At 70.0% G+C, this 26,868-nt stretch carries 25 protein-coding genes; 10 read left to right on the top strand and 15 right to left on the bottom strand.

The window, feature by feature from the left end; translation table 11 throughout:
- Positions 1-77 precede the first annotated feature (77 nt).
- Together ABD259_RS16265 and ABD259_RS16260 are read left to right on the top strand one after the other, a co-directional pair.
- Entirely contained in the window at positions 78-1,268 is a 1,191-nt protein-coding gene (locus tag ABD259_RS16265) for a PLP-dependent cysteine synthase family protein (protein WP_344163538.1), read from the top strand.
- Positions 1,265-2,653: an MFS transporter gene (locus tag ABD259_RS16260; RefSeq protein WP_344103429.1), complete on the top strand. Its 1,389-nt coding sequence runs from the start codon at positions 1,265-1,267 to the stop codon at positions 2,651-2,653. Before ABD259_RS16265 ends, ABD259_RS16260 begins: the two co-directional genes overlap by 4 nt.
- 71 nt (positions 2,654-2,724) lie before the next feature.
- Here ABD259_RS16260 and ABD259_RS16255 read toward each other — a convergent pair whose 3' ends face one another.
- The 4 genes from ABD259_RS16255 to ABD259_RS16240 all read right to left on the bottom strand — a co-directional run bounded on the left by ABD259_RS16255 (position 2,725) and on the right by ABD259_RS16240 (position 6,499).
- Positions 2,725-3,450 (bottom strand): polyamine aminopropyltransferase, encoded by a 726-nt coding sequence (locus tag ABD259_RS16255; protein WP_344163535.1) that lies wholly within the window; start codon positions 3,448-3,450, stop codon positions 2,725-2,727.
- Positions 3,451-3,930: 480 nt separating this feature from the next.
- Entirely contained in the window at positions 3,931-4,749 is an 819-nt protein-coding gene (locus ABD259_RS16250; RefSeq protein ID WP_344103425.1) for a helix-turn-helix domain-containing protein, read from the bottom strand.
- A 347-nt stretch (positions 4,750-5,096) separates the two neighbouring features.
- Complete coding sequence (locus ABD259_RS16245) at positions 5,097-6,005, bottom strand: pyridoxamine 5'-phosphate oxidase family protein (protein ID WP_344163532.1); 909 nt, start codon at positions 6,003-6,005, stop codon at positions 5,097-5,099.
- Between the two features lie 47 nt (positions 6,006-6,052).
- Complete coding sequence (locus ABD259_RS16240) at positions 6,053-6,499, bottom strand: VOC family protein (protein ID WP_344103421.1); 447 nt, start codon at positions 6,497-6,499, stop codon at positions 6,053-6,055.
- 183 nt (positions 6,500-6,682) lie between these two features.
- On the opposite strand from ABD259_RS16240, the gene ABD259_RS16235 reads away from it, so the two are divergent.
- The 4 genes from ABD259_RS16235 (at position 6,683) to ABD259_RS16220 (ending at position 9,571) form a co-directional block, all read left to right on the top strand.
- Complete coding sequence (locus ABD259_RS16235) at positions 6,683-7,234, top strand: CGNR zinc finger domain-containing protein (RefSeq protein ID WP_344103419.1); 552 nt, start codon at positions 6,683-6,685, stop codon at positions 7,232-7,234.
- A gap of 178 nt (positions 7,235-7,412) precedes the next feature.
- Positions 7,413-8,009, top strand: a complete 597-nt coding sequence (locus ABD259_RS16230) for a snapalysin family zinc-dependent metalloprotease (protein ID WP_344103417.1) — start codon at positions 7,413-7,415, stop codon at positions 8,007-8,009.
- Between the two features lie 166 nt (positions 8,010-8,175).
- Positions 8,176-9,276, top strand: coding sequence for an exo-alpha-sialidase (locus ABD259_RS16225; RefSeq protein WP_344103414.1), 1,101 nt, complete (start codon positions 8,176-8,178; stop codon positions 9,274-9,276).
- A 4-nt stretch (positions 9,277-9,280) separates the two neighbouring features.
- Positions 9,281-9,571, top strand: coding sequence for a MoaD/ThiS family protein (locus ABD259_RS16220; RefSeq protein WP_344103412.1), 291 nt, complete (start codon positions 9,281-9,283; stop codon positions 9,569-9,571).
- Positions 9,572-9,602: 31 nt separating this feature from the next.
- Here the strand turns inward: ABD259_RS16220 and ABD259_RS16215 are convergent, their stop codons facing one another.
- Positions 9,603-10,226, bottom strand: a complete 624-nt coding sequence (locus ABD259_RS16215; RefSeq protein WP_344163529.1) for a TetR/AcrR family transcriptional regulator — start codon at positions 10,224-10,226, stop codon at positions 9,603-9,605.
- A gap of 170 nt (positions 10,227-10,396) precedes the next feature.
- Between ABD259_RS16215 and ABD259_RS16210 the strand changes: the two genes are divergently transcribed.
- Positions 10,397-11,269 carry an aldo/keto reductase gene (locus ABD259_RS16210; protein WP_344103408.1) on the top strand — a complete coding sequence of 291 codons (873 nt, stop codon included), beginning with the start codon at positions 10,397-10,399 and terminating at the stop codon, positions 11,267-11,269.
- 164 nt (positions 11,270-11,433) lie between these two features.
- Here the strand turns inward: ABD259_RS16210 and ABD259_RS16205 are convergent, their stop codons facing one another.
- Positions 11,434-11,868, bottom strand: coding sequence for a hypothetical protein (locus ABD259_RS16205; RefSeq protein ID WP_344103405.1), 435 nt, complete (start codon positions 11,866-11,868; stop codon positions 11,434-11,436).
- Between the two features lie 261 nt (positions 11,869-12,129).
- Here ABD259_RS16205 and ABD259_RS16200 point away from each other — a divergent pair, with 261 nt between their 5' ends.
- The gene (locus ABD259_RS16200; protein ID WP_344103403.1) at positions 12,130-12,807 is read left to right on the top strand and encodes a haloacid dehalogenase type II; all 678 of its coding nucleotides are present in this window, start codon (positions 12,130-12,132) and stop codon (positions 12,805-12,807) included.
- 169 nt (positions 12,808-12,976) lie between these two features.
- Here ABD259_RS16200 and ABD259_RS16195 read toward each other — a convergent pair whose 3' ends face one another.
- From ABD259_RS16195 to ABD259_RS16165, 7 genes are all read right to left on the bottom strand, one after another.
- Complete coding sequence (locus tag ABD259_RS16195) at positions 12,977-13,285, bottom strand: DUF6221 family protein (protein ID WP_344103400.1); 309 nt, start codon at positions 13,283-13,285, stop codon at positions 12,977-12,979.
- Positions 13,286-13,526: 241 nt separating this feature from the next.
- Positions 13,527-14,366 (bottom strand): glutamate ABC transporter substrate-binding protein, encoded by an 840-nt coding sequence (locus ABD259_RS16190; protein WP_412759386.1) that lies wholly within the window; start codon positions 14,364-14,366, stop codon positions 13,527-13,529.
- 93 nt (positions 14,367-14,459) lie between these two features.
- Positions 14,460-15,941, bottom strand: coding sequence for a hypothetical protein (locus tag ABD259_RS16185; protein ID WP_344163526.1), 1,482 nt, complete (start codon positions 15,939-15,941; stop codon positions 14,460-14,462).
- Between the two features lie 6 nt (positions 15,942-15,947).
- Positions 15,948-16,655: an FHA domain-containing protein gene (locus tag ABD259_RS16180; RefSeq protein ID WP_344163523.1), complete on the bottom strand. Its 708-nt coding sequence runs from the start codon at positions 16,653-16,655 to the stop codon at positions 15,948-15,950.
- 16 nt (positions 16,656-16,671) lie between these two features.
- Complete coding sequence (locus ABD259_RS16175) at positions 16,672-18,063, bottom strand: VWA domain-containing protein (RefSeq protein ID WP_344163840.1); 1,392 nt, start codon at positions 18,061-18,063, stop codon at positions 16,672-16,674.
- A gap of 26 nt (positions 18,064-18,089) precedes the next feature.
- Positions 18,090-19,292, bottom strand: coding sequence for a PP2C family protein-serine/threonine phosphatase (locus ABD259_RS16170; RefSeq protein WP_344163521.1), 1,203 nt, complete (start codon positions 19,290-19,292; stop codon positions 18,090-18,092).
- The gene (locus ABD259_RS16165; RefSeq protein ID WP_344163519.1) at positions 19,289-21,568 is read right to left on the bottom strand and encodes a serine/threonine-protein kinase; all 2,280 of its coding nucleotides are present in this window, start codon (positions 21,566-21,568) and stop codon (positions 19,289-19,291) included. Before ABD259_RS16165 ends, ABD259_RS16170 begins: the two co-directional genes overlap by 4 nt.
- 840 nt (positions 21,569-22,408) lie before the next feature.
- Between ABD259_RS16165 and ABD259_RS16160 the strand changes: the two genes are divergently transcribed.
- Positions 22,409-23,284 carry a hypothetical protein gene (locus tag ABD259_RS16160; protein WP_344163516.1) on the top strand — a complete coding sequence of 292 codons (876 nt, stop codon included), beginning with the start codon at positions 22,409-22,411 and terminating at the stop codon, positions 23,282-23,284.
- 70 nt (positions 23,285-23,354) lie between these two features.
- On the opposite strand, the gene ABD259_RS16155 is transcribed toward ABD259_RS16160, so the two are convergent.
- Positions 23,355-23,927 carry a dihydrofolate reductase family protein gene (locus tag ABD259_RS16155; RefSeq protein WP_344163513.1) on the bottom strand — a complete coding sequence of 191 codons (573 nt, stop codon included), beginning with the start codon at positions 23,925-23,927 and terminating at the stop codon, positions 23,355-23,357.
- Between the two features lie 192 nt (positions 23,928-24,119).
- Entirely contained in the window at positions 24,120-24,518 is a 399-nt protein-coding gene (locus ABD259_RS16150; RefSeq protein ID WP_344163509.1) for a RidA family protein, read from the bottom strand.
- A gap of 591 nt (positions 24,519-25,109) precedes the next feature.
- Here ABD259_RS16150 and ABD259_RS16145 point away from each other — a divergent pair.
- On the top strand, positions 25,110-26,039 hold the full coding sequence (locus ABD259_RS16145; RefSeq protein WP_344163507.1) for a nitroreductase/quinone reductase family protein: 930 nt from the start codon (positions 25,110-25,112) through the stop codon (positions 26,037-26,039).
- The last annotated feature ends 829 nt before the right edge of the window (positions 26,040-26,868 follow it).

Raw genomic sequence — 26,868 nt, 5'->3', positions numbered from 1 at the left:
CGCCGCGCCTACGAGCGCGCGGCCCGGGCGTCGACGTGTCCCCCGAGGACACAGCGAGTCGAAAGAGACGCAGGTCCATGAGTACCCACGCCCTTGGCACAGCCCTCCCCGAAACCAGCCCCGGCCGCCTCCTGCCCCTCCCGCCGACCATGCCGCAGCACACGCCCGCCGGAGTGGTGGGCCACACACCCATGCTCTGGATCGGCGAACCGTTCTGCGCCCCTCAGCGGGGCTTCTGGGCCAAGCTCGAAGGCCATAACCCCGGCGGCATCAAGGACAGGACCGCCCTCTACATGGTCGAGCGCGCCCGCGAGCGCGGACAGCTCGCGCCCGGCGCTCCGGTTGTCGAATCTACAAGCGGCACCCTCGGCCTCGGGCTCGCCCTGGCCGGGATCACCTACGGCCACCCCGTGTCCCTGGTCACCGACCCCGGCATGGAGCCGCTGATGGCGCGCCTGCTCGCGGCATACGGCGCGGAGGTGCACACCGTCACCGAGCCGCACCCCAGCGGGGGGTGGCAGCAGGCCCGGCGCGACCGCGTCGCCGAACTCCTCGCCGCCGACCCCGCCGCCTACTGCCCCGACCAGTACAACAACCCCGACAACGTGGCAGCCTACGCACCGCTCGCCCACGAATTGACCGCCCAGGTGGGGCGGATCGACACGCTCATCGTCGCGGTCGGCACAGGAGGCCACTCCGCCGGAGTCACCCGCACGCTGCGCGCGTTCTGCCCGCACCTGCGCGTCGTCGGCGTCGACACCATCGGCTCCACCATCTTCGGCCAGCCCGCCCGGCCCCGCATCATGCGCGGGCTCGGCAGCAGCATCCACCCGCGCAACGTTGACTACGGGGCGTTCGACGAGGTGCACTGGGTCGATCCGGCCCAGGCCGTGCGGACCAGCCGGGTCCTGGCCTGTTCCCACTACGCGACCGGCGGCTGGAGCGTGGGCGCGGTCGCCACGGTGGCGCGCTGGCTGTCGCTTACCCGACCGGCGACCGACCGCATCGTCGCGATCTTCCCCGACGGACCCCAGCGTTACTTCGACACCGTCTTCAACGACGACTATTGCGCCGAACACGGCCTCCTCGACCACCCCCTGCTCGACGAACCCGACGAGATCGCGGATACCCGCGACCGCGTCGTGACCCGCTGGACGCGCTGCGCCCGCGTTGTCGATCCGCGCGCCCTCGTTTCCGTCACTGCAGAGGAGCCCGCGGCCCCCAAGAGCTCGCATTCGTCCACGGGCTCCGGGGAGGAGCGGCGATGATCGAGACCTGGCGGCGCTTCCGCGGTTTCGACCGCAGCGTGCGGCTGCTGATGGTCAACCAGCTGACCATCAACACCGCCTTCTACATGCTCATGCCCTACCTCGCCTTCCACCTGACCGACAGTGTGGGCATGGCGGTGTGGGCGGTGGGGCTCGTGCTCGGCATGCGCAACCTCGCGCAGCAGGGGATGTTCCTCGTCGGCGGCAGCATCGCCGACCGGCTCGGCTACAAGCCCGCGATCCTGGCCGGCTGCGCGCTGCGGACCGCGGGTTTCGCCGCGCTCGGCTTCGCCGATTCCCTCCCCGTGCTGCTCCTGGCCTCGGCCGCGACCGGCTTCGCGGGGGCGCTGTTCAACCCCGCCGTGCGCGCCTATCTCGCCGCCGACGCCGGGGACCGGCGGGTGGAGGCCTTCGCCCTGTTCAACGTCTTCTACCAGACCGGCATTCTGGTCGGCCCGCTCGTCGGCATGGCCCTCGTCGCCGTCGACTTCCGGGCCGTGGCGGGCGTCGCCGCTGCCCTGTTCCTCGCACTGACCGTGCTACAGGCTCGATCGCTGCCCGCCCGGCGCGCAGCGGCCCCAACCGACCAGAGGGCGGGGGTTGTCGGGGTGCTGGGCGACTGGCGCCGCGTGCTAGCCAACCGCGGTTTCGTCGCCTTCACCGTCGCCATGGCTGGTTCTTATGTACTGAATTTCCAGATCTACCTGGCGCTTCCGCTGACCGTGCAGGACGTGGTCGCCACGACCGGAGCGGCCGCGGGGGGAGCGGGCGGATCCACCAGCGGCGGCTTCGGAAGTGTCGCGGTGGCCTCCCTCTTCGCGGTCTCGGCGCTGGTTGCCATCGCCGGGCAGGTCCGGATCACCGACTGGGCCAAGCGCCGGTGGGACGCCGCGCAGGCCCTGCCGCGAGGGTTGGCCGTGATGGCGGTGGCGTTCTTGCCGATGCTCGCCGTGCCACCCATCGCCGAAACCGTCGCGGGGGCGGCGGTGGCACCGCTGCCCGCCACGGCACTGGTCGTGGCGCCCGCGTTGCTCACCGCGGCCCTCCTCGGCCTGGGCGGGGTGCTCGTTTACCCCTTTGAGATGGACACCGTGGTGCGGTTGTCCGGCGAGCGGCTGGTGGCCACCCACTACGGGCTGTACAACACCGTCTCCGGTGTCGCCATCACCGCGGGCAACCTCGCGGTCGGCGCTGTCTTGGAGTTCGACCCGCCGATCGCCGCCATTGTGCCGTGGCTCGCCCTAGCGGCGCTGGGGACGGCGGGCGCGTTGTGCCTGGTGGTGATCGGACGATCGGGCGGCCTCACCTCGCCGCCCCGTCCGGCGACCCCGACCGGAGCTGAACCCGCTCTCCCCCAGCCGCCGGGCCGAAGGAGGAGCGACTGAAGCGTGACCGAAGCCGCCGCCACTCCCCCTCGTTGACCTCGGATGGCCTCGGGGGAGTGGGGCGCGGCGCGCTACCGCGCCGCCGTCGTCGCGACGTAGACCGTGTTGGTCGCGTCGTGGTCCTGGAGCGGGTTGGGGAAGCTGACGACGTCGGCCCTCGCCTCCGCGAAGACCTCCGTGAGCGCCGCCGTGAAGTCGTCGTCGGGCGGGTCGTTCGACCACAGGGTGAAGACGCCGCCGGGGTGCAGGAGTTCGGTGAGGCGGCGCAGCCCCGCCGGTTCGTAGAAGGGGGCGTGGCTGGGGTGCAGCACGTGGCGGGGCGAGTGGTCGATGTCGACGACGATGGCGTGGAACCGGCGCCCCGGGGTCTCCGGGTCGAGGCCCGAGGAATCGGCGACCATCGCGAAGAAGTCACCGTGGACCAGTCGGCACCGAGGGTCGCCGTTGAGGGTGGCGCCCGCCGGGATCAGCTCGCGCTTGTGCCAGTCGATGACCTCGCCGAGCGCGTCGATCACGACCATGGACCCGACGTTCGGGTTCTCCAGCACCGTCTCGGCGGTGAGTCCGAGCCCGAGGCCGCCCACGGCCACGTCGAGGTCGGTCTGCCCTTCGAGCTCGGCCAGCGCGGTCCGCGCGACCTCGACCTCGGCCACCGTGAACAGGCTCGACATTAGGAAGTCGTCGTCGAGCTTGATTTCATAGGCGTCCTTGCGGAAGACCGGGTCCCACCTGCGGCGCAGGCTGATGACGCCCATCGGCGTCGGGCGCCAGTCCAGCTCCTCGAAGCGTGCGCTCATCGGATCTTCCATTCCTTTGTGCTCGGCTGTGGTCCGAACGGGCGCAGCGCAAGTTCGGTGGACGGGTCGTCGTCGGTTGCCGGGACGAAGGGCGGTCCGGGCACCGCGTCGCGCCCGGAGCGTCCGGCACCCGGCCGTCGCCCAGCTCCCACTGGTAGTCAGCGTAGGCGCACCCGCCGGCTGCGTCACAAACCGGCCCGTGACGCTCGGGGGGATACTCCGGGAGCAGGATCATCACGCCGTGGTTTGGGGGCGAACGCACGGGCCCGGACCGCTGGTACGGGCGCGTCTCGACCGTGATCTCCACGACGTCGAACGTGCGGCCGGATGCGCGCACACGACGACGCCAGGCGGCGGTAGCGGCGTCCGTGTCCGTATCACCGGTGCCGCCGCCCACCCCAGCGCGAGGGGGTGCCAAGCGTCGCCGGGGCCCGCCCGGATCGGCCCGGGGGTGAAAACCGTGCCGCTCCGCCGGTTCGGTCAGGTGCCGTGGTCCGGAACGCGCTTGAAACCGTCGAGCCGTTCCCACGTCAGTGGGCGGGAGAGGGCGCCCAAGCGCTCCCACAGCCTTTCGAAGTGGCGGAGGTCCTCCTCCTCGGCGACGAGGCGGATACCGGCGACGCTGTAGACGGACGCGAGGCTCGGGCGGTCGGCGAAGTCCATGATGCGGAAGCTTCCGCCCAGGCCGGGGTGGTTCAAGGTGTTCATTGGGACGTAGCAGAGGTCCACGGCAGCCGAGTCCATCAGTTCACCGAGTGTGTCGAGCTGGGCGGCGTGGATGCCGGGGCCGCCCACGGACAGCGACAGCACCGGCTCGTCGATAATGACGTGGAGTTCAGGGCCGCCTGCACCGGTCAGGGCCTCGCGGGCGCGCCTCTGCTCCTCGATCCACCCTTCGATCCGGTCCGGATCGCTGCCCACGCTGAGCGGCGGGCGGTGGGCGCGCGCGTAGCCGGGGGTACGCAGGTAGACGGGGACCGTGAGGACTTCCCACTCCCGGATCCGCGAGGCGTGGACCTCCAGCGCGCGCAGGTCGGTGTAGGTGTGGGGGAACGCCTCGGACTGGAGTGCCGCCGCCCACGCACGGGCGAGCCGCCGCCCGGTGCCTAGGACGGCGTCGATCTCGGTCACGAGCGTGCGGGACAGCCGACGCCGGGCCCGCTCCGCGTCATCGAGGAGTTCCGGGGAGGCGCCGGTCGCGGCGGCCAGCCGTTCGACCGTGAAGCCAGCGCCGGTGCGAGCCTGTCGCAGTTCCGCCGCGAACGGGAGCCAGAGGGCGGATGGTCGCGGTGTTCCCATCGGGATCTCCCTTCCGCCGCTTCCGCGCCGTCGGGCGGAGGCGGCCAGGTGGACCGCCGCGCATCCCGGTCCACTCTCGCGGCGACGCCACGCTCTCTATTCCCAGCAGAGTACCGACCGGTACTGAGACGGGTTTCGGCGCGGTAGGGCAGGGGAGGGCCGGAGGGAGCAGCGTGAGGGGTCCACATGCGGCCGGGTGGCCCGCGACGGCGGTTCGGCGTCGCGGCGCGGATTCCGCGTGAGCCGAAGGAGGAATCGCGGTGCAGGCGACGCGCCGGATCGAGGGGGAACGGGAACTCGGCTGCCGCCGCCGGGGGCCGCTGACCGGTGCGGACGTTAGGTGACCTTCATGCCGGGCGTGCCGCGTCCGGGTTGGCCGGGGAGGACTCCGGCGGCCCCCACCGGAGCGGAAGCGCGGCGGGGGTCTCGGCGACCTCGGTCACGGTGAAGTCGAGGACCCGGCGGGCTCCAGGGAATTCGGCGGCGCGCCCGGCGCTCCAGTCGACCGACGCCGTCCCGGACAGCCGCAGGAGGGTGCCCTCCGCCCAGTCGAGGAACAGCAGCCCGGCCCGGGGCACCTCATCGAGGTTGCCCAGGCTCATGTACATCGAGTTGCCGCGGTAGTCGGGCCAGCTGAGCCGGTCGCCGGAGTGGACCCGGACGAACCCTGGCGATCCGCCGCGGTGCGAGGCGTCGCAGTCGCCCGAGGTGTCCCGCGTGGCGAGGAAGAACGTGTCCGCCGCGGCGACGAGGCGGCGCTGCCGCACGGTGAGCGAGCTGCCGCGCGTGGTGGCCCCGGCCTCCTGTGCGGGGGCCGCGTCGCCGATGGTTCGGCGCTGGATGTACTTCGGGCAGTTGGCGTAGACCTGGTCGACCCGGACGCACAGGCCGTCCCCGACGGGGGCGGCGCGTCCGTTGATCCGCATCCGCCGCCTGCGCTCCTGGTCCACGGCGATCATCCCGACCGGGGTGGGCGTGGAGAGTGCGTCGGCGAGCGGATCGTGGGGGTGCGGCCGGGCGGCCACGCGGACACTGGTCGGGCCGTCGGCGCTGAGGAACCCCGGAGGTCCGGCGAGGGCGGTGCACCAGACACGGCCCTCCGTGTCCGCCGCCCCGATGACGACCATCCGCCGTTCGGTGAGGAACCTGGCCGCCACCTCCGGTATCTGGGACTTGATCGACCGCCCCGCGTGCTCGGCCGTCTGGACTTCTCCGGCTCGCTCCTGCACGCGGCGCTCACCGGCGTGGTACCCCATGCCCGCTCCTTTTTCCCGACCGTCATCGGCTGGCCGCGGCCGCTCCCCTAGAAGAACCCGCAGGTGGGGGTGGCGCCTTGGGGAGCGGGAAGCTCCTCCGCTCCGGTGGGGGCGTAGATCTCCAGCCGGATCCCGTCGGGGTCGCTGAAGAAGATGCCGCCGGAGCGTCCCCCTTCGCGGTGCGCGACAGCTCCGTCGTGGGCCAACTCCACGCCCATGTCGCGCAGCACGGCTTCGGCGGCGCGGACCTGGTCCATGCCGTCGACTTGGAAGGAGAGGTGGTGCAGTCCGGGACGGTCGACCGGGAAGGCGCCGGTGCTCTGCTGCCAGAGCGTCAGCACCAGGGTGTCGCCGCTGGCGAGGAAGGCCCAGCGGCGGTCCCCGTCGGACCCCTCGTTCCGCACGGTGTAGCCGAAGACGCTCGTGTAGAAGTCCCGGGCGCGGTCGAGGTCGCTGACGTTCAGGCCGACGTGGCCGGTTCGGGGGCTGCCCATGGTGTTCCTCCAGTTCGAGCGCTTAACCGCCTAACGGGACTTTAGGGGTTACCCTCCACCTGAGTCAACCGTCTAAACTGTCTTACGGGGGTTATAACCGTGTCGGACTTGCCCAGTTACACCGACGCGGCCATTAGGGTGGAGTGCCCCGAAACGGCGACGGTGGCCAGGAGGAATGCACGGATGACCGATCCGGGTGGAGTCGACCCGCGCCCACTCATCGGTGAGCCCCTCGCCCTGGACCTGCTGAACACCCGGTGGTTCCGCGGGACCCCCCACGACCTGCTGGAGAGCCCCGCCGGGCTGCGGATCTGGCTCACGTCAACCGGGTTCCCCCACGCCGACAGCGGGGAGGCGGCGCACCGCGCTGTGCTCACCGCGCGCGACGCCATCGCCGGGGTGATCGCGACCCCCGATGCCCCCGACGCACAGGACGCCCTCAACGCCGTGCTCGACCGCGGCCGCCTGCGGCGCGCACTGTCGCCCTCAGGCCCGGTCACCTCACCCGAGACCGCCACCCCCGAATGGGCGGTCGCGTGGGCGGCCTGCGAGAACTACCTCTCCCTCGTGGAGCGCGCGGCCGACCGCATCCGCCGGTGTGAGGGCGATCACTGCGTCCTGTACTTCTTCGACACCTCGCGCAACGGAACACGGCGCTGGTGCTCCATGGCGATTTGCGGCAACCGCGCCAAGGCGCAGCGCCACTACCGGAAGGGCAAGCTCCCCCCGAGGTAAGGAACAGGTCCCCCCGTCTTTTCCGCAGGTGGCCGAGTACAGACCGACCACTGCATCGTTGAATCCGAAAAAATCCCTTTTTGGACTTCTTGTCGCGATAATTACTCACACGTACGCTCACCGAGACCCCACAGGGTCGTCCGCAGTTGAGGCTCTTTCTCATCCCCCGGAGACACGAATGCTGCGAAGAACCTCGGTGGGCGCACTCATCAGTGTCGCCATCGCCGCGTTTTCCCTCGTCGGCGGGGTATCCAGCGCCACCGCCGCGACCACGTCCCCCACACCGGAGCAGACACGACCGACCGCGTCGCTGCAGACCACGCTCTACTACGACGACAGCCGGGCAGCGGAGTTCAAGGACGCCGTCGCCAAGGGCGCCCAATCCTGGAACGACAACGTCAACAACGTCACCCTGAGGCGCGCCGCACCGGGCCAGCGCGCCGAGATCACCGTCTTCGCCAGCAACGGATGGCCGCGCGCCATCCTCGGCCCGGTCCGCCCCGGCGGGTCCGTCTGGATCGAGATGGGCCGCCAGGCGGTGAACCAGGGCCATGACCCGGTCCGCATCGCGGCGCACGAGTTCGGCCACAGCCTCGGGCTCCCCGACGTCAAGCCCGGCCCGTGCTCCTCCCTGATGTCCGGCTCGACCGGCGGCGTGAACTGCAAGAACGCCACCCCCAACGCTGCCGAGCGCGCCCGCGCCGAGCGCAACTACAGCTTCGCCGAAGCCGGAAGCGCGCCCGCCGCCGGTGTCACCGTCAGCGACGCACCCTAGGAGCCCTGGAGCAGGCCGTCGCGGCCCTCCACCACCGCAGAAAGCTGGCTCCCTTGACGGGCGGGCGCCGGGCACCGGCGCCCGCCCCGCGTGCCCCCGCTCCCGGCGGGAAAATGTCCGTGGTGTGTGTCACAGTGGCCTCTAACGACTGCCCTGGGGGTTCAACATGACATTTCTCCTGGTCATAGGCACACGCAAAGGCCTATTCACCGCCCGCAGCGACGACCGGAAGCAGTGGAGGATCGACGGCCCGCACCGACTCGATCCCGCCGACTACGCGAACATGATGGGCGCCTATGCCGTCGGCATCGACCCGCACACACGGCGCATTCTGGTCGGGTCGGAAAGCTCGCACTTCGGGCCCAGCGTCTGGTTCAGCGACGACCTCGGCGCCACCTGGCACGAGCCGAAAGAGCCGCCGATCGCCTTCCCCTCCGGTTCCGACACCTCCTTCACCCGCGTGTGGCAGTTCGCCTTCACCGAGACACCTGGCGTCGTCTACGCGGGCGTCGAGCCGCACGGCCTGTTCCGCTCCACCGACGGCGGGGAAAGCTACGAGATCGTGCGGGCGCTGTGGGACCACCCGCACCGAACCGACTGGTGGCCCGGTGCCGGAGGCGCGGCCATCCACACCGTGCTGCCCGGTCGGGCGACCGCCAATGGCACCGACCCGCACGCCATGACCGTCGGCATGTCCACCGGAGGCGTCTACCGGACCCTCGACGACGGCGCGTCCTGGACCCCCGTCAACAAAGGCATCAGCGCCGGATTCATGCCCGACGAGTACCCCGAGTACGGCCAGTGCGTGCACAAGGTGGCCGTCGACGCCGACGGCGTCTTCTTCCTGCAGAACCACCACGGGGTCTACCGCACCGAGGACCCCGCCGCCGGGTGGACGTCCATCGCCGACGGCCTGCCCTCCGACTTCGGGTTCGCCATGGTCGCCCACCCCCACACCCCCGGCACGGTCCTGAACTTCCCGGTCATCAGCCAGGAGGTCCACCTCCCGCCCGACTACAGGATGCGGGTGTACCGCACCGACGACGGCGGCGGCAGCTGGCGGTCGGCGAGCGGGGGCCTGCCCACCGCTCCCTACTACGGCATCGTGTTGCGCGATGCCGCCTGCACCGACGGGGCCGACATCCCCGGCTTCTACTTCGGCACCCGCTCCGGTGACGTCTTCGCCGCCACCGACGACAGCGCGGAGTGGCGGCAGGTCGCGGCCCACCTTCCCGACGTGCTGTGCGTACGCGCGGCGGAGGTGTAAGCCCATGGGCGCGACCGTGTTCCTTCCGCAGGCGCTCCGGGCCGACTCCGGCGGGGCGGCCAAGGTCGACATCCCGCTGGGCGCCGATGGCACCCTGCCCCTGCGCGGTGTCCTCGACGAGCTGGCGTCCCGCCATCCGCGCCTGAACCAGCGGATCCGCGATGAGCAGGGCCGCCTGCGGCGCTTTGTCAATGTCTACGTCGACGCCGACGAGTGCCGCGCGCTGTCCGGCCTCGACACCCCGGTCACCAACGGCAGCGAGGTGCGGGTGATGCCGTCCGTGGCCGGCGGCTGACGAAGGAAGGGCCGCCGCGGTGGCCCGCCGCTCAGGTCACCGCCGGGTCCTGCTCGCCGTGCCGCGGTGCGGCGGGGGCGGTGCGGACCAGGCGCCGCGCTGCCTCCACCACGGCCTCCCGCCGGTGGTCCCGTCCGCGCTCGGGAGCCTCCTGGACGGCGAGGGTGCGCAACTCGTGCGGCGCCATCAGCCACGCCGAGGCGAGCGAGCACAGCATCGCCAGCAGTTCGTAGGGGTCCCACGCCGGATCAACGCGACCTGCCTCCTGGGCCCGGCGCACCGTGGCGGCCTTGTCCCGGTAGGCGTTCAGGCGCGGGTGGCCCTCGGGCAGCCCCTCGCCCGGCCCCTCCAGCCAGGCCCACGCCAGCACCCGCTGCCGTCTCGGGTCGGCGTTGAGGTAGTCGAACAGCCGACCCACGTAGTCGGGCAGGTCCTCGCTGATGGGCACCGCCTCGACGATCTGCTCCACGTTGGCCGAGATCACCTCGCTGAACAGCTCCTCCTTGGTGCCGAAGTAGGCGTAGAGGCGTTCCTTGCTGGCCTTCGCGGTGTCGGCGATGCGGTTGATACGGGCGCCGGCCACGCCGTGCACGGTGAACTCCTCGGCCGCGGCGGCGAGGATGCGTGCGCGTGTCGCCTCTCCCTGTGCTCGCATGAGACCAGTATCGCAAACCAGATGGTTTGACCGGTGTGATCGCGCGGGCATAGTGTCCAATTCGCGAACCACCTGGTTCTTTAGGCGAGCGCCGTGCGCCGCTCCTGCCCCGTGCGGCACTCCTGTGATTCAGCGGAAACCTTCACGCAGCACACGATCAAGGAGCAAGCGTGACCATCGACAACTCCGCCCGCACAGCCACCGCCTCCGGTACGTTCAGCATCGGCGGCGACCTCCCCGTCACCCGCCTCGGGTACGGCGCCATGCAACTGACCGGCGAAGGCGTCTGGGGCGAACCGAAGGACCGCGGTGAGGCCGTCCGCGTGCTGCGCCGCGCGGTCGAACTCGGTGTCACCTTCATCGACACCGCCGACTCCTACGGCCCCGCCGTCAGCGAGCAGATCATCCGTGAGGCGCTGCACCCCTATGCCGACGACCTCGTCATCGCCACCAAGGCCGGGCTGACCCGCTGCGGCCCCGGCGACTGGCGACCGGTCGGCCGCCCCGAGTACCTGCGCCAGCAGTGCGAGATGAGCCTGCGCAACCTCGGCCTGGAGCGGATCGACCTGTACCAGCTGCACCGCATCGACCCGCAGGTCCCCCTCGCCGACCAGGTCGGGGAGCTGGCTCAGCTCAAGCAGGAGGGCAAGGTCCGGCACATCGGCCTGTCCGAGGTGTCGGTGGCCGAGCTGGAGGCGGCGCGGGAAGTTACCGAGATCGCTTCGGTGCAGAACCTCTACAACCTGGCCGAGCGCAAGTCCGAGGAGCTCCTCGACCACGCGGAGCGCGAGGGGATCGCGTTCATCCCGTGGTTCCCGATCGCCACCGGTGAACTCGCCAAGCCCGGCGGCCCGCTGGACGTCCTGGCCAAGGAACTCGGTGCGGCCCCGGCCCAGCTCGCGCTGGCGTGGCTGCTGCGCCGGTCGCCGGTAATGCTGCCCATCCCGGGGACGTCAAAGGTCGCCCACGTCGAGGAGAACATCGCCGCTGCCGGGATCGAGCTGACCGACGAGCAGTTCGCGACTCTGGCCGCCGCAGTCTGAACATGTTGCCGCGTTGATATGCGATGACACGCATTGACCGGAGCCGCCAGGGGTAAGGCATCGGCAGGCGCTGAACGCGACACACAGCAGTGGCCCCGCCGCCCTACTTCCCCAGGGGCGGCGGGGCACCTTCGCGGGTGACCGGCGCCGGACTCAGAGGTCCGCTACGCGTCACCCTTGCTGAGAGCGAACATCGTTCCGGCCAGGACGATTCCGAAGATCAGGTGGCCCATGAGGCTCATCCACGCCATCTGGTTGAACATGAACATGTCCATGCCGAGCATGGAAGGCATAATCATGAGCCCACCGACGACCCACAGGATCAGGCCGTAGACGACGCCCGCGCCGAGGAGGGTCCACACCTTGTCGGAGTAGGCCCCCGCGAGCAGCCCGAACACGAGGCCGAAGGCAGCGGAGATGATCAGGTGGACCACGCCGCCGACGACAGCGCTGTCACTGCCCACCAGCATGGCGACGGATTCGAGCATCCCCGTCATCGCCATCAGAACACCGAAGACGATGCCGCCGCCGATCCCCGCCAGCACGCCCCTCCAGGCGTGCGTAATCGCGTGCGAGCGGGCGTGAGCGATCGTGGACATTCCATCCACCTCCAAATCACGGCCCCCTCGGGCCGTAGAGGGACCTTCCAAATTTAGCTTCCGCGCAATCCGGGCCGCGTTCTGTGACCACGGTCACACAACGGGAGATGACTCCCCGGTCGTTATGCGAGCGTGCCGTAGGCGAGACAGCTCATCCCCCGACGATCCGGCGGGCGCGGGGTATGGACCCTGGTGGAGCACGTTTCCCCGGCGCGGCGGTCAGGGCCGGCACGGCCGGGCGGACTGGAACGGGAGTATGCCGTGACCGAAGCCAGGCGTCCACACGTCATCGCGTTCGACGTGATGGAGACCCTGTTCCCGCTGACGCCACTGGAGTGGCGGTTCCGCGAGGCGGGGGTCCCCCGGGTGCTCATGCACCGCTGGTTCGCCCACGTGCTCCGCGACGCGTTCGCGCTGACGGCGGCGGGTGACTACCGCCCCTTCGGCGAGCTGGCGCGCGGCGCGCTGCAGGACATCACCGGCCACCAGGTCTCGGAGTCGGCCGTGGAGTCGATCGTGCAGGCGCTCGCCTCGCTGGACGTCCGCCCGGACGCCGACGCCGCGATGCGGCGGATCCGCGATGCCGAGGTGCGGGTGGTGGCGCTGACCAACTCGTCCGAAGAGAACACCCGCTCCCTGCTCGACCGGGCCGGGCTGACCGCCCACGTGGAACACGTGCTTTCGGCGGCCAAGCCGCGCCGCTTCAAACCCGCCCCCGAGCCCTACCACTACGCGGCGGAGGTGTGCGAGGTCGACCGCGACCACATGGCCCTGGTGACCGCGCACGCCTGGGATGTGCACGGCGCTCACCGGGCCGGACTCGTCACCGGCTGGTCCGACCATCTGGAGGGCCGCTTTTCCAGCGTCTTCGCGGCGCCCGACGTGTCGGGGCAGGGACTGGTCCCGGTGGTGAGCGCATTGCTGGAGCTGCCCGACTGACCGCGTCGGCCCAACCCGTATCCCACCCCCCGTGACCGGCGTTCCACCATCGCAGGCTCCGTCCCTCCGTTGATCTCAGCAGTATCGACGCCATACCGACGGGTATTCGGTCGGTATTGCCGAGATCAACTGAGGGACGGAGCGGAACACGAGATCGCGGGGGAAAGGCTCAGGAGGTTACCCCCACCTTCCAGGACGGGTCGTAGTCGGGGTGATCGTCGTAGATGGCGGCGAGGCACTCCAGGGCCCGGCGCCAGGCGTGGAGCGCGGACCAGGCGCCGTTGGCCTCGGCAGAGCCGTCAGCCTGGTGCAGGGTGTGCAGGCAGGTGCGGTAGGCGTGGTTGTAACCGTGGAGGATGCGCCGCTTGGCCTCCACCTCGGCGAGCGCGCGCGGTGGCGGACCGGAGGCGGGGGACGCTGCCTGCGCCGCCTGTTCGGCCTCAACCAGGCGGGCACTCAGGAACTCGACGATGGTCACCGTACTGGACTCCCTTCGGCCGTGACCTTTGTGACGTGGTGTACCCCGATTCGGCTGCGGCCGGATGGCCTCTCACGGCCCCGTGTCCGGCCGCGTTTCCCCACACGCCTCGTCACCCCCAGGGGTATCTTCGGGCACCAGCCGCCATGCCGTTCGGTGCCGCGCCGACCATGGCCGAATCAGGTCAGGGACCTCGTGGGTTCGGGAGCAGCCGCCCCGGCGTGCCCCGCCCTCACGGGGATCACTCGCACCCCTCGAACTGCGGGACGCTCTCGGTGACCTGGAGCCCGGTCGCACCGAACCACTTGGCCAGCAGCTTGCGTCCGGTCCCGTCCTGGTACATCTGGGTGATCGCGGTGTTCACGGCCTCGCATCCGGTCAGGTCGTCCTTGGACACCCCGACCCCGTACCTCTCGTCGGTGAAGGGCGCGTTCACCAGACGGAACTTCCCCGGGGCCCGCTGCATGTACCCGGCCAGGATCAGGTCGTCGGTGGAGACCGCGTCCACGTCGCCGGCGGCGAGCTGGTCGGCGCAGCCGCCGTAGGTGGCGGCCTCCACGACCTCCTTCACCTCGACGCCGCGCTCCTTGGTGATCCTGTTCGCGGAGTTCGAGCCTTTCTCCTGGCAGAGGACCTTGCCCTTCAGGTCGTGCACGCCGTCGACCGATTCGTCGCCCGCCGCCACCAGGATGTCCTGGTGCGCCACGTAGTAGGGGCCGCCGAACGCGACCCGGGTCTTGCGCTCGGGGGTGATCGAGTAGCTCGCCACGACCAGGTCGACCCGTTGCTCCTCGTCACCCGTGAGCAGCACGTCCTCGCGCTGGTTGGAGGACACCGCCGAGAGCCTCACGTCCCGCTTCGCGTACCCGAGGCTCTGGGCGATGTAGTGGGCGACGTCCACGTCGAACCCCTCGAACCCGCCGTCGCCGGTGGTCGAACTGATGCCGGGCTGGTCGGCCTTGACCGCGATCCTCAGCTCGCCCTCGCGGTCGACGATCGAACCGGTCTCCCTCAGCCCCAGGTCGCAGGCGCTCAACGCCAGCACCGCGCAGAGCGCGATGACGGACCCGCGCACCCTCATGATCCGGCTCCTCTCGTCGTCGGTGGCATACGTGCCGTTCGTGTCGTCCGCGCGGTCGGCCTCCTCCGGGGCGTCCGCGACCGGCGACACGTCCTACCGGTACTCGGCCAGGCGCGGGTAGATCCCCGCGACCACGAGCAGCGCGATGAACAGGGTCACCAGCGGGAGCACCACGCTCCACCCGCCCTGACCCCGCTCCCCGACCGCGACGGCGTCCTCGAAGGCCCGCTTGTGGAGGCCGATGAGGTCCGTCAGGGCCGCCTCGTAGGGCCCGAAGGCCTGCTCGACCTTGCCCATCCGCAGGGCGACCGCCTTCTCGTCCTCGCCCTTCGCCGCGAGGTCGCGCATTTCCCGGTCGGCTGCGTGGAAGACGGCGTACTCCCGGACGACCCGCTCCAGGGCGGCTTGCTGGCCCGGCACGCTGCTGTCCCCTATCCGCTTGCCGAGGAAGCCGTAGGCGTCGCCCGGGTAGTCCGTGTAGGTTCCGGCCAGCACGTCGACCTCGTCGGTGTACGATCCGAGGTTGCCGGGGACGTCCCCATCCTCCGGGCTCAGGTACAGGATGCGCTGCGCCTCCTCCAGGTAGAGCTGCTCATAGTTGAACCGCAGCTGCGGATCGAGCAGGTACCGGCTCTGGTCCCCCTGCATGTTCGTGCTGGCCAGGCGCGCCCGGGACAGGTCGAGCACGCGGTCGATTCCGTCCTCCTTGGCCGCCCGCAGGTACTCCGCCTGGGTGCCGAGCATCGCCACGGCCATCACCGTCACGACCAGCGTGCCGCCGGTGGCCAGCGCTAGGGCGGGGTTGATCCGGCGGCGGAACTTCATCGCGATGTAGCGGTGGAGCGCCGCCATCACCCCCACGGTCAACAGCCCCACAGCGGCCACCCACATCAGGCCGACCAGTGCGGCGGTGCGCTTCTCCTCATAGGTCTGGCGGATCTCCGCGCCGCCGCTCAGCGTGAGGTTGTGCGCCTTGGGCAGCAGCTCGTAGCGCATCTCCCAGGTCGCCGTCCGGTAGCGGTCGACCACCTCGTCCGACGCCTGACCGTCGGAGTCGTCGATCCTGCTCAGCAGCCGGGCCTCCGCCACGAGCTGCTCATAGCGGCCGAGCCCGTCGAGGATGTCCCGAAGGTTGCGTTCCTGGGTCGCGTTCCCCTCGACGAGTTGGATCGCGCCCATCATCGCCTCATCGGCGGAGCGGCGGCGCTCCTCGAACGTGCGCATCGCCGCGCTGACCTCCGCCTCCTCCCCCTCTCCGCGCAGCAGCAGCATGTTGGCCACCTGGGTGTCCATGGCGCTGAGCGCGTAGTAGAGGTCGGATGTGGCCATCACCTTCGGCCCCGCCTCCCGGCCGATGATCCGCATGCCGTCGCGCGCCTGCCCGATCGCCAGGCCGACGATGAGGAAGAGCACCAGCAGCATGCCCAGTGACGCCAGCGCCAGGAAGCGGATCCGCGCCGGTGTCGTCTGCGGCCAGAACGCCTCCGACATCTGGCCTTCGCTGCGCACCCGCTCGATCGCCTCGTGGGCGAGGCTGTCGGCGATGGAGGGGTCGTCCGAGGTTCCCTTCAGCACGACGCCTCATCCCCTCTGCACCGTGATGACCGTCCAGGCACCCACATAGATTCGGTCGCCGTCATGCAGCGGTACCTCCCGGTCGCGTTCGATGGGGTCGTCGGTGCCGTTGATGGTCGTCCCGTTGGTGGAGCCGACGTCCACCACCGCCCACGCTCCTCCCGGGCGGGCCAGCAGTACGGCGTGCAGGTGGGAGACGGCGGGGTCTTCGGGCGGCCCGGCGAGGTCGATCTCGGGGAGGACCCCGCGGGAGGAGCTGCGCCGCCCGATGTGGATCTCCCGCCTGTTGAGGGGGACGCGGCGGCGCCGCGGGTTCGCCGGAAACCTGATGACGTCGGGGTCGAGCAGCCCCCGGTCGGCCATGACCTGGTAGTAGGCGGGATCGGCCATGATCACCGCGTGCCACAGGCCGCCCTCCGGCCTGATCAGGGGCGAGGCGGCCCGCGGCGGTTCGGCGAGGTGGTTCGACGACGGCTCGCTCGGGGGCGTGACGGGGAGCGAGGAGGCCACCGTCTGGTCGGCGAGCGAGAAGTCGTGTCCGCACTCCTCGCAGAAGCGCCCGACACGCGGTGTGCCGCATTCGGGGCAGTTCTCGGCCCGCTGGGCCTGGGCGACTTCGGTCCGCCGGACATACGGAGGCGTCGGGATGCCGATCCCGCAGAAATCACAAAAGTCACCCGCGGCCGAGGCGTGCCCGGCCGGACAGGTCGGCATGGTTTCGTTCCTCTCTCTATCCTGCCCCCGGGGAGTCGTCACCGGCGCGCGTGCGCACGGTCCTGGTCGAATGGGTGTCGAGCGTCATCTCGTCGACCCTGTCCACCACCGGCCGCAGCCGTACCGTCCCCGTCTTCGGATCGATGACCTCGACCACCTTGTGCAGCAGGGCGGCGGTGGCCTGGTCGCCGGAATGGCGCGCCAGGACGACGGCCCTGCCGAGGCGCCGCGTCGCGGTGGCCTCGTCGCCCTCGCGCCGCGCTCGCAGCCCCTCCTGGATCGCGCGTGCGAGTTCCACCTGGCCGGTGTAGTGCGCCACGCGCGGATCGATCACTGTCGCCTTCGCCTCGTCGTCGGTCCACTCGGCGAGGATGTTGCCCGAGGCCAGCGGCGCGTCCTCGGATGAGTGCGGGCCCAGCAGTCGCACCCACCCGGCGCGCAGTCGGCGGCCGGGCGCCCCCATGGGCACGACCACCCCGACGTGGTAGGCGCGGCTCTCGGTGCCCCACGACCCGGTGGGGTAGTCGCCCGTGCGCGGCCCGCGGTCCTCCCGCCGGGCGGTCAGATCCTCCACGGTCGGCGCCACCTGCCGGACGAACCGGATCCGGGCCGCCTCCGGTGTCCACAGCCGCAGGCGCACGTCGGCGATACCCTTGGCCATCGCGCGCTCGGTCATGAAGCGGAAGTCGTCCTCCAGGTCGGCGGGGTCGGCGACGATGTCGACGCTGCCGAGGAGGAACGAAGCGATCCAGCGCAGGTCGGCGACGTTCCAGTCGGTGCCCACGCCCCGGCAGTCGCAGACGAACAGGCCGGCGCATATGTCGAGGGCGGTTTCGAAGACGTCGGGCTGCTCGTTGTTCTGGCCATCGGTGAGGAGGATGGCGTGGCGCAGGGTGCCGCCGGTGCCGAACGGGGCGAAGAGGTCGGCGGCCAGGCGCAGCCACGCGCCCATGCGAGTGCCGCCGTCGGCCACCAGTCCGTCGAGGGCCTCCTTGGCGGCCCGCCGGGTCGCGGCCGTTGCCGGGACGAGCCGCGGCTCGGCGGGGTAGACCATGGCGGCCTCGCCCGCTCCGGAGACGATGGCGAAGTGGGCGCCGTCGCGCAGCGCGTCCACAGCGGCCCGTGCGGCGCGCTTGGCCGCGCCGATCTTCTCCCCGTACATCGATGCCGAAGTGTCGACGATGACGACCTCGGCGGCATCCGGCGCGGCCCCGGCAGCGGCCCCGGCAGCCGGACTGGACGGGCCGGAGGCGGCCGTGCCCGCCTCGGCGGAAACCGTGACGATGGCCTGCACCTCGGTCCCGCCGAGGGGGAGGTAGGGGTTCTGCGCGACGTGGAGCCGGAACCTGGGCGGTGAGGGCGCCTGCGCCTTGCCCCCGACGTCCTCGCCTCTTGGCTCGCCGCCCACGCGCGTCGGCCTGTGGTCGTCGCTCGTCACCCGCCGCTCCCCCCGCTCCCCCGAACGTGATCGCCTGGTCCGCCGCCCTGATCGCCCTCCTGATCGCCGCCCAGCGCGGCGTTCGGCTCGGTGTCGCGCGCCTCTGGGGCCGGCGGAGCACCGTCGGCGCCGCCGCCGTCCGATCGATCCGACGCTGGAACGGCGATCACCACCACCGTGATGTTGTCCCGTCCACCGGCGTCGAGGGCACGGCGTACGAACGCCTGTGCCGCGCCCAGCGGGTCCGCGCCCGCTTCGGGGACCGCATCGGACAGTGCGGCGGCATCCGGGAAGTAGTTCCACAGCCCGTCGCTGCACAGCACCAGCGCCCCCGGCCCATCGGGCGTGATGGCGGTGGTGTGACCGTGGCACGCGGTGTTGTCGGCGCCCAGCCAGGAGGTCAGCGCGTGCGCGTATACGGAGACGCGCGCCTCGCTCGGGGACATCACCCGCATCGCGACCATCGCCTCGCTCCAGGAGTCATCCCGGGTCAGCAGGGCCGAAGGGGTGGCCGCGGGGGAGCCGGCCAGCCAGTAGGCGCGGCTGTCCCCTACCCAGCCGATCGTGATCCGGCCCCCGTTCCTTGGGACGACGGCCGACACGTAGGTGCAGGCGGGGGCTGACTCGGTACTCTCGGCCAGATCGGCGACGGCCGACGCGGCTTCGGCCAGGGCCGCCTCGGTGGCCTTCTGTGCCCCGCTGCCCGCGGCGAGTTCGTCCGCTAGAACAGCGGCCCCGGTCTCGGCGGCGACGTGCGCCGCCTCGTCGGGGTGGGGTGACGTGGACACCCCGTCGCACACCACCGCCACCGCGGCCGGTAGCGGGACGTCCGGCGTGAGCACCGCCATGGCGTCCTCGTTGCGGTGGTGGCGCAGGCCGCGGTCGCTCACCCCGGCGACGGTCCCGGCCCGGATCTCGACGTGGTCGCGGTCGCCCGGCTGGCACATGCCGCACGCGGCGCAGTACCCGGCGGTCACGCCCGCGCCGCACCACGTGCACGGCTCGACGGTCGGCATCGGCCCGGTGTGGACGTCGGCCCCGCCGGCGTCGCCGTTCGCCTCGCCCGCGTCTGGGGCGCCGCGGGTGCCGGGCGGGGCGGAGGCGCGGGGGGAAGCGACGCGGTGGCCGCACCGTTCGCAGTACACATCGCCCCGGGAGACTCGCTCCTCGCAGGCGGGACACGTTCGCGCCACCGTCATAGCCACGTCCTCGGCCGCACGCTGTTCGCCCTGTCCACAAGGTGGTGGCGGTCGGCCCGCCCGGCGGCGAGCCGGGCCAGCCCGCGGTACATGCGCTCCAGGTTCCAGCGCAGACCCTCGTCGTCCAGCGGCCCGTCGAGCAGCCACGTGCGGCGGGCGGGCCTGCGGCCGGAGTCGATCCAGGCGAGGGCCGCCTCCAGTACACGCACGGCCAGCCGGTCCGTCGCCTCCCCGTAGAGGCCCTTCCAGCGCAGTCGGTCCAGCCGCGATCCGGCGTCCACGAGCACGTGCTCGTCGAGGTCGGCCACGTCGCGGTCGCCGACCAGCACCGTGACGGCGGCCATCTGGGCGCTGGGAAAGAAGGTGGACAGCTCGGGGACGGTGTCGAGGACATCGACCGCGCCGGCCCGGTCGCCCTGGACGAGCCGGATCCGGGCCAGCCCGAACGCAGCGCTGACGTAGGAGCGGTCGGTCTGCCACACCGTGGCGAAGTGGCGGGCGGCGTCGAGGGACCCGATCCCCTCGCAGGCCAGCGCCAACCCGAGCTTCGGCGCGGCCTCGCCGGGGAGGTGGTCGTAGAGCTCCTCGAACCGCGCCCGCGCCTCCTCGTACTTGCCGAGGCTCAGGTCCAGCACGGCCAGGTACCAGTAGGTCCGCCAGTCGCCGGGGGCGCGGGCGCCGAACGCCTCCAGCGGTTCCACGGCCTCGTCCTGGCGGCCGAGCGCGATGAGGGTGCGCGCCAGCATGAGGCGGGTTTCGGGGCTGGGGGCCTTGGCCGCCTCCAGCGTCGCGACGATCTCTTCGGGGCGCACGGCCGAGAGCCCGGCGAGGATGCCGGCGGCGGCGTCGGTGGGATCGACCTGGGGGGTGGGCAGGGCGGCCGCGGCGTCGGCGGGGCGGGGGCGTGCGAGGAAGCGCGCGGGGGTGGCGCTTCCGGCGGCGGCGTCGACGAAGTGTTCGGGTTCGAACAGGGTGGAGGTCGCCGGGTGGGGGCGGCCCTGGATGTCGGAGAGCACCTCGCGCAGCACACCGGTGAGCTGCTCGGCCATTTCGGCGGCGTCGTGGAAGCGCAGGTCGGGCTGGATGTTGGTGGCGCGGCGCAGGAAGCGGTCGTAGGACTCGTAGCGGGCGAGGACGGGCACGGACTCGCGTGGCGGGAGGCTGTGCAGATGCTCCCGCATGAAGCCGAACCGGAAGCTGAGGACGGCGAGCGTACGGCCGACGGAATAGAGGTCGGAACAGACCGAGGGACCGGGGTTGCGCAGCTCTGACTCGGGGACCCGGTAGCCGGGGGTGGTGTAGACGGGGTTGACCATGTCGTCGATCCGGCGGACGCCGCCCAGGTCGATGAGCTTGATCTGCTCCTCGCTCTGGATGATGTTGTCGGGCTTGAAGTCGCAGTAGAGCAGGCCCTTGCTGTGCAGGTAGCCAATGGCGCGCAGGGCCTCCAGCCCGTAGGCGATGACCTGGTCGACGGGCAGGCCGGAGGTGTCGGCGCCATGCGCGCGGCGTTCGACGATCAGGTCGCGCAGTGACTTGCCGCCGACGTACTCCATGACGATGTGCCCGGCCGGGACACCGGTCTTGGGGTCGGGGTGGTGCGCGAAGTTGTAGATCTTGACGATGTTGGGGTGCTCGACCTCGGCGAGGAAGTTGCGTTCGGCGGTGGCGGTCTTGTGGGCCTCGGCGTCGCCGCTGTTGAGCAGGCCCTTGAGCACCACCCACCGGTCGCTGACGTGGTGGTCGCGGGCGAGGTAGATCCATCCGAGTCCGCCGTGCGCGAGGCAGCCGAGCACCTCGTACTGGTCTTCGACCCAGTCCCCCTTCTTGAGCTTGGGGGTGAAGGAGAACTCCGTCCCGCAGGAGCGGCAGAAGCCCTCGGTTCGGCCGGGCCGGTTGTCGCGGCGGCGGCCCACGGCCTCCCCGCAGCTGCCGCAGAAGCGGTTCTTCTCGGCGACGACGGGGTTGGACATGATCGCCGTGGCCGGGTCGCGGTAGGGCACCGGTGGGATCTGCACGAGGCCCAGCCCGAGCATGCCGCGCGAGGAGGACGAGGTACGGCGGCTGTTGCGGCCCGATGGCGAGCTGATCGGGCCGGATGTCGACGATCCGGAGCCGCCGCCGTGGGGCGGGAAAGCGGAGAAGAAGTGGCGACGGGGCGGGTCCGAGCGGGGGGAGATGTGGGAGATGTCGGAGGCGGCGGAGTCGGTGAACCGCACGTCGGAGTCCACGAAGGAACGAGGTACACCGGCGTCACTGTCGCCCGCGTCCTCCATCCCACCTGGCTCACCTGTCTCATCGGACCCGTCGGCCCCACGGGGGCCGCTAGAGCTTTCCTCCCCCTCCGCTACCCCGATCGGCGGATCCGGTGCCCCGGACAACGGCGCCGCAAGGGCGTCACTCGGCCCGGAGAACAGGGGCACCAGATGGGGGTCGGCCGACGAACCGGGTACCGGAGCGATCGGCTCCGAGCCGCGGGGTTCCAGCCCGCAGACATCGCAGAACCCATCCCTGACCACGCCTGTGCAGCCCCGCTCGGTGCAGTCGCTCATCGCACCGCCCCGCTCTCACCGAGTCGCCTGGCGGGGCTCCGCGCCCCGACCGGGCCATCCGGGCGGCTCGGGGCCGGTGCGGTCCCGTTCCTCCCCTCACCCACGCCTGTGACGGCGTGATCGTCGACGTCCCGGAGCCTCGCTCGCCCATTCGTCCCGGGAGCATTCACCACTGGCCGCATCACTCCTCGATGTGCCGTCGCGCGACCGACGGCTCGGAAGGGGCCACTACGCCTGTGTGAGTCCTAAGAAAAGTGTTATTGGGTCAAGGGGAGCCCCACAAGGGGTCAAGAGACCAACGGCCGTGTCCGGCCAGTAAGAGGATTGTTACCACATGCTGCACGAAATGCAGCTTTCGGCCCCAGGGTCCGGTTCTGTACCTTGGCCGATACTCCCAACCCTCACCCTGATCATCAGCCCACCTCCGCGTTCCTTGCGGATTCAACGAACTCCTATCGACGCCCGGGGGCACACCACCACCGCGTCACGCGCGGTTGGCGCCACCGAGCGGCCGTCTTCTTCACGATCCCCGCCCCAGGCCACAGGATGAAGGGAAAAGGCACCATGCCCATTATCGATTCCCGGCAGTACCGCCCCGGCCCCATGCCGGACGGTATGCCGATGTACATTGACGCCCAACCCCTATTCGGCGTCGAAGCCAGGGCACTGCACCACGCCGATCGGACCTCCAAGGGGTTCAGGCTGCACCCGAGGAGGCCAGAGGACGACGTAGTCGCGCTTGTCGAACTGCACGACACCGAAGCGCGACCATCTTGCTATGAAGCTGATGTCAGTAACGACATTGCCCTCGATGTCGGGCGCGGCGGAGTGGTCCTACCGGACAGTTTCAGCGACGCCCTGCGCCTCCCGCCAGGAACGTATAACACCAACCTCACCCGGCAACGAAATCACTGGACCGTTCGCTTTTCCCCGCGCCCACCCAATCCCCGCATCGTGCGTTGGAAAGAATTCCGGCCAACCGCGGACCACTCCTTCTTCGAGATGTGGGTCGGGGCAGGCACAACTTTCCTAGAAAAATCACTTCCGAACACAGAGTTTTTGGTCGTCTACGCAGACCATGTGGACTTCTCCTCCACCGTTAGCGACATGCATCCATCCGTGGTCCTTGAGCTCTGGAACAACGACGACTGGCCAGAACCAACGGGAGCCGACTTCACCGGTGATCTCTTCGCGAAAACCGATGAACCCGAAGTCGCGGTTGGAAATGGACTGGCAGCCGACCCCGGCCTGAGTAACGGTTTTCCACTGGAACCAGGGCGTTACAAGGTCAACATCTCCTGCTGGGGTCGCCAAGCGGCACGCACCTACGGATACTTCTCTGAGGTCGACGCCAAGTACGGGGAGGACGACGAGGCACTTTGGCACACGGATCCCGGAGCGAAGGTGGAGCGGTGGGTGGTCCGGTTCGCCCCCGTGTGACTCGGAATTCGCGGTAGCACCCCGGAATTCCCCACCCAGGGGCAAACAACCGGACCTGCATGCGGACCCTTCACTTCCTCCTGTGGGTCGCGACCGATGTCCCGTTGTCGAAGACGCGGTGGTCGGTGAGTGCGAAATCCGCGGGGTTGAACTTCGCACCGAGGAACATCGGCGTCCCCGCACCGGCGAGCACCGCGTAGCGCTTGATGACCAGTTCATCGATCTCGTCGATCAGAGCGCCCGCGAGCTTCGCGCCACCGATGAGGTAGATACCCAGATCCCCGTCCTCCCCCTTCAGCTCGCGGACCGTCGCGACCGGGTCGCCGACGATCTCCACAGCGGGATCCGGGCTCTCGGACATGGTCGTGGAGGCCACGTACTGCCGCATGTGCGCGTAGGGACTGGTGATGCCCTCTCGCAGCGCGAGCTCATAGCTCGTCCGCCCCTGGATCACGGTGTCGAAGTGCTTGTTCGGCGCGTCGATGCCGAACTGCTCGCGCACGTGCGTCGGGAGGCAGTCGGCGTACTCGGACGTCATGTACGCCGCGAACTCCTCGCTGAGCGGGTAGAAGTCGGTCTCGCGATTCGGTCCCTCGATGTAGCCGTCGATGGATACGGCGATGTAGTAGGTCAGCTTTCGCACGCGGGCCTCCAGGGGATCGTCCGGATCGGGAAGTAAACCACTTTATTCGTACTACTTCATCTGTAGTACATACCAGCACATTTTCCTCGCCCGAGCACTGGCAGGGCAGCAGAGCGCGGTCGGCGCCACGACACCGACCGCGCGAAATCCTTGCTGATCAGGGGGATTTAGGGGAAGAACAGCACAGCGAGATCACTCCCGTACCGCGATCGCGTCGACCTCGAAGAGCATGCCCGGGAGGGCGAGCGAGGCGACACCCAGGAGCGTCTGGGTGGGCGGCTGCTCACCCCAGATCCGCTGCACGTTTGCCGCCAGGACCGCGAGCTTGTCCGCGTCGTGATCGACGATGAACGTCCGGAGCTGGACCACGCTAGTGAAGTCCAGGCCGACGGCGTCAAGCGCGGTCCGCATGTTCGCGAACGACCGCTCGACCTGAGCCGCGAAATCGTCCTCGGCGACCTGACCGCTCGCGTCGGAGCCGTACTGCCCCGCGATGAACACCAGCCCTCCCGCGGGAGCACTCACGACGTGGCTATAGCCGAACGGTGTCGGGTTATGCAGGCCGGAGGGGTTGACAACGGTGTGGGCCATGGGAACTCTCCTCGCTCATTAGTGGTATTCGCGGGTGTTGAGCCCGAAGTCGCCTCACGGGCCGACACACCCGACTCCTCCGGGAACCGGCGACCCCATGGAGTCCATTCCGGGCGCCCACGTCGCGACCCACGTCGGGAATAAATCGAGCCACCCCTCAGGACCCCAACAAAATCGGCGTTGACAAGACGAGCCCGGACGGATGTAATGAAGCGCGTGTCGCGTGCCTCCGACCAAAGAACAGCACGTTGGAGAGACCAGCAGGCCGGTCGGCAGGCAGGCGGACACCTGACCGAGGGACGATGTCAATGCTTTTCTACGTCGCATAACCGCGTCTGACGTTTTCACGTCCGCACGTCGTCCCTTGTCATTGGCGGTGCTCTGCATCACCCTGGGACTCCCTCACGCTATTTCTCCCTGACGACAGCCGTGTTCCGGCTGTCTTTCAGCGCTGTGTGCTGTCGGTCGAGATATATCTCCAGGCGGGGGCGACGTGCGTCGAAGCGCGCGGCACGTCCTGCGCGCTCCACCGCCATTCATCACCCCCGTGGCCACCACGGAGCCACGCGCCTTCCAGGAGATGTGATTTATATGTCCTCGACCTTCGACCAAGCAGCCTTCAACCAGGCGATCATTGAAGAGTTCCGCGCCAACGGAGGAAAGGTCGGCGACCCGTCCGAGAACACCGGCATCCTCCTTCTCACCACCACCGGGGCAAAGTCCAAAAGGCAGCACACCGTTCCGCTCGGCTTCGTCCGCGATGGCGGCCAGGTCCTGGTCGTCGCGTCCGCCGCGGGCGCTCCACACCACCCCGCCTGGTACCGCAACCTGCTCGCCAACCCCATAGTGAGGGTGGAGATCGACACTGAGCGGTTCGACGCCATCGCGGTCCCGGCCGAGGGCGAGCGCCGCGACCGCCTGTTCGAGCACGCCGTGCGGGAGCAGCCGGGATACGCCGACTACCAGGCCCGCACCGACCGCGTTCTGCCGGTCGTGGTACTGGAGCGGGCCGACGCAGAGGAAGCGGAAGGGCCGGCCGAGGTCACCAACCTCGCCGACAAAATGCTGGAGGTGCACACCTGGCTGCGCTCTCAGCTGCGCCAAGTACACGCCGAGGTCGACGCCCACTTCGCCGCAGTAGACGCACACCAGGGACCGGGCACGCCTCCGGCGCCGGGGCTCGGACTGCACATCCGGCAACGCTGCCTGGCGCTCTGCCAGACCCTGAAGTTCCACCACACCGGCGAGGACGAGCACCTCTTTCCCAACGTCCGCGGCTATCACCCGCACCTCGCCAGCGCCTTGGACCGCCTGAGCGAGGAGCACACGACGGTCGCGCGCATCCAGGGAGAGCTCGTCGCCCTGCTGGCCGACATCGGTCGCGCCGATCCCGTCCGGTTCCGCGATGAGCTGGATCAGCTGTCCGAGGAGTTGCGGGCCCACCTCGACTACGAGGAGGAGGTGCTCTTCCCGGTCCTAGCCGATGTCCCGTGGCCGCCACCCCAGGCGGCTGAGGCCTAGCCAGCCGCGGGGAGGTCTGCCACGGTCCCGCGATCAGGCCCGCCGCCGACCTCCCCATCCCTCGGCCGGGAACGGCTGCCAGTGGGACGGCCGAGCCAGAGCCGGGGGCAACCGCGTCGCGGCGTCGCCCTTGGCCAGGGCGCATACGCCAGGACGGCCTCTCTCCGAGCGCGGGTCGGCGATATCGGCCAAGCGGACCACGAGATCGTGTATCCCGCCGGGAGCGGGGGCGGCGCTGAGGGACGACGGCAGCGCGGGCACGGTTCTTCATACCGATCACGAGTGTGAACAATTTCATGATGGTTGCGGGACATGCCCTTTCGTATGCCCTTGATCGATCATCCACCTGGACAAACACACCGCGACGACAAACAGGCGGAGCCCGGATCTCTGGCTACTCCAGGCACCAAAAAGCCCCAGCCACACAATGAAGAACCGCCAACTACCAGCAGAACCTAATACTCCAGTTGGACTTCCGTTTTGTCATGATTCCCGGGCTGCCTGTCTACGGTAGTGGCAGCTCAAGGCACGTGCCTGGTGAGAGCGTCTGAACACCGACCAGCCCACCGTGTGCTCATCGCCGGGGCGGGCCGGGAACAGGGCGTGCAGCAGACGGGCGATCCCGTTGCAGGTCAACCCGATCACCCCCTCCGGAGCCGGGCGGCGGCGGGCCTCCCGGACCCGGCATGCGGCCACGAACGCCTAGATGACTGAGTCCGATGTCTGAACTGGCTGCGGACATGACGAAGGGTGCCCGATGGTTAAGTTGTGACACGAAACCTGGACACCCTTCTCACCGCACTCTACGTGTTCTGCGACGACCACATCG

This window comes from Nocardiopsis rhodophaea, from assembly GCF_039530945.1.
GTDB lineage: Bacteria > Actinomycetota > Actinomycetes > Streptosporangiales > Streptosporangiaceae > Nocardiopsis_C > Nocardiopsis_C rhodophaea.
Note: the sequence above shows the minus strand (reverse complement) of the source record. Positions and strands in the feature narration are given on the sequence as shown.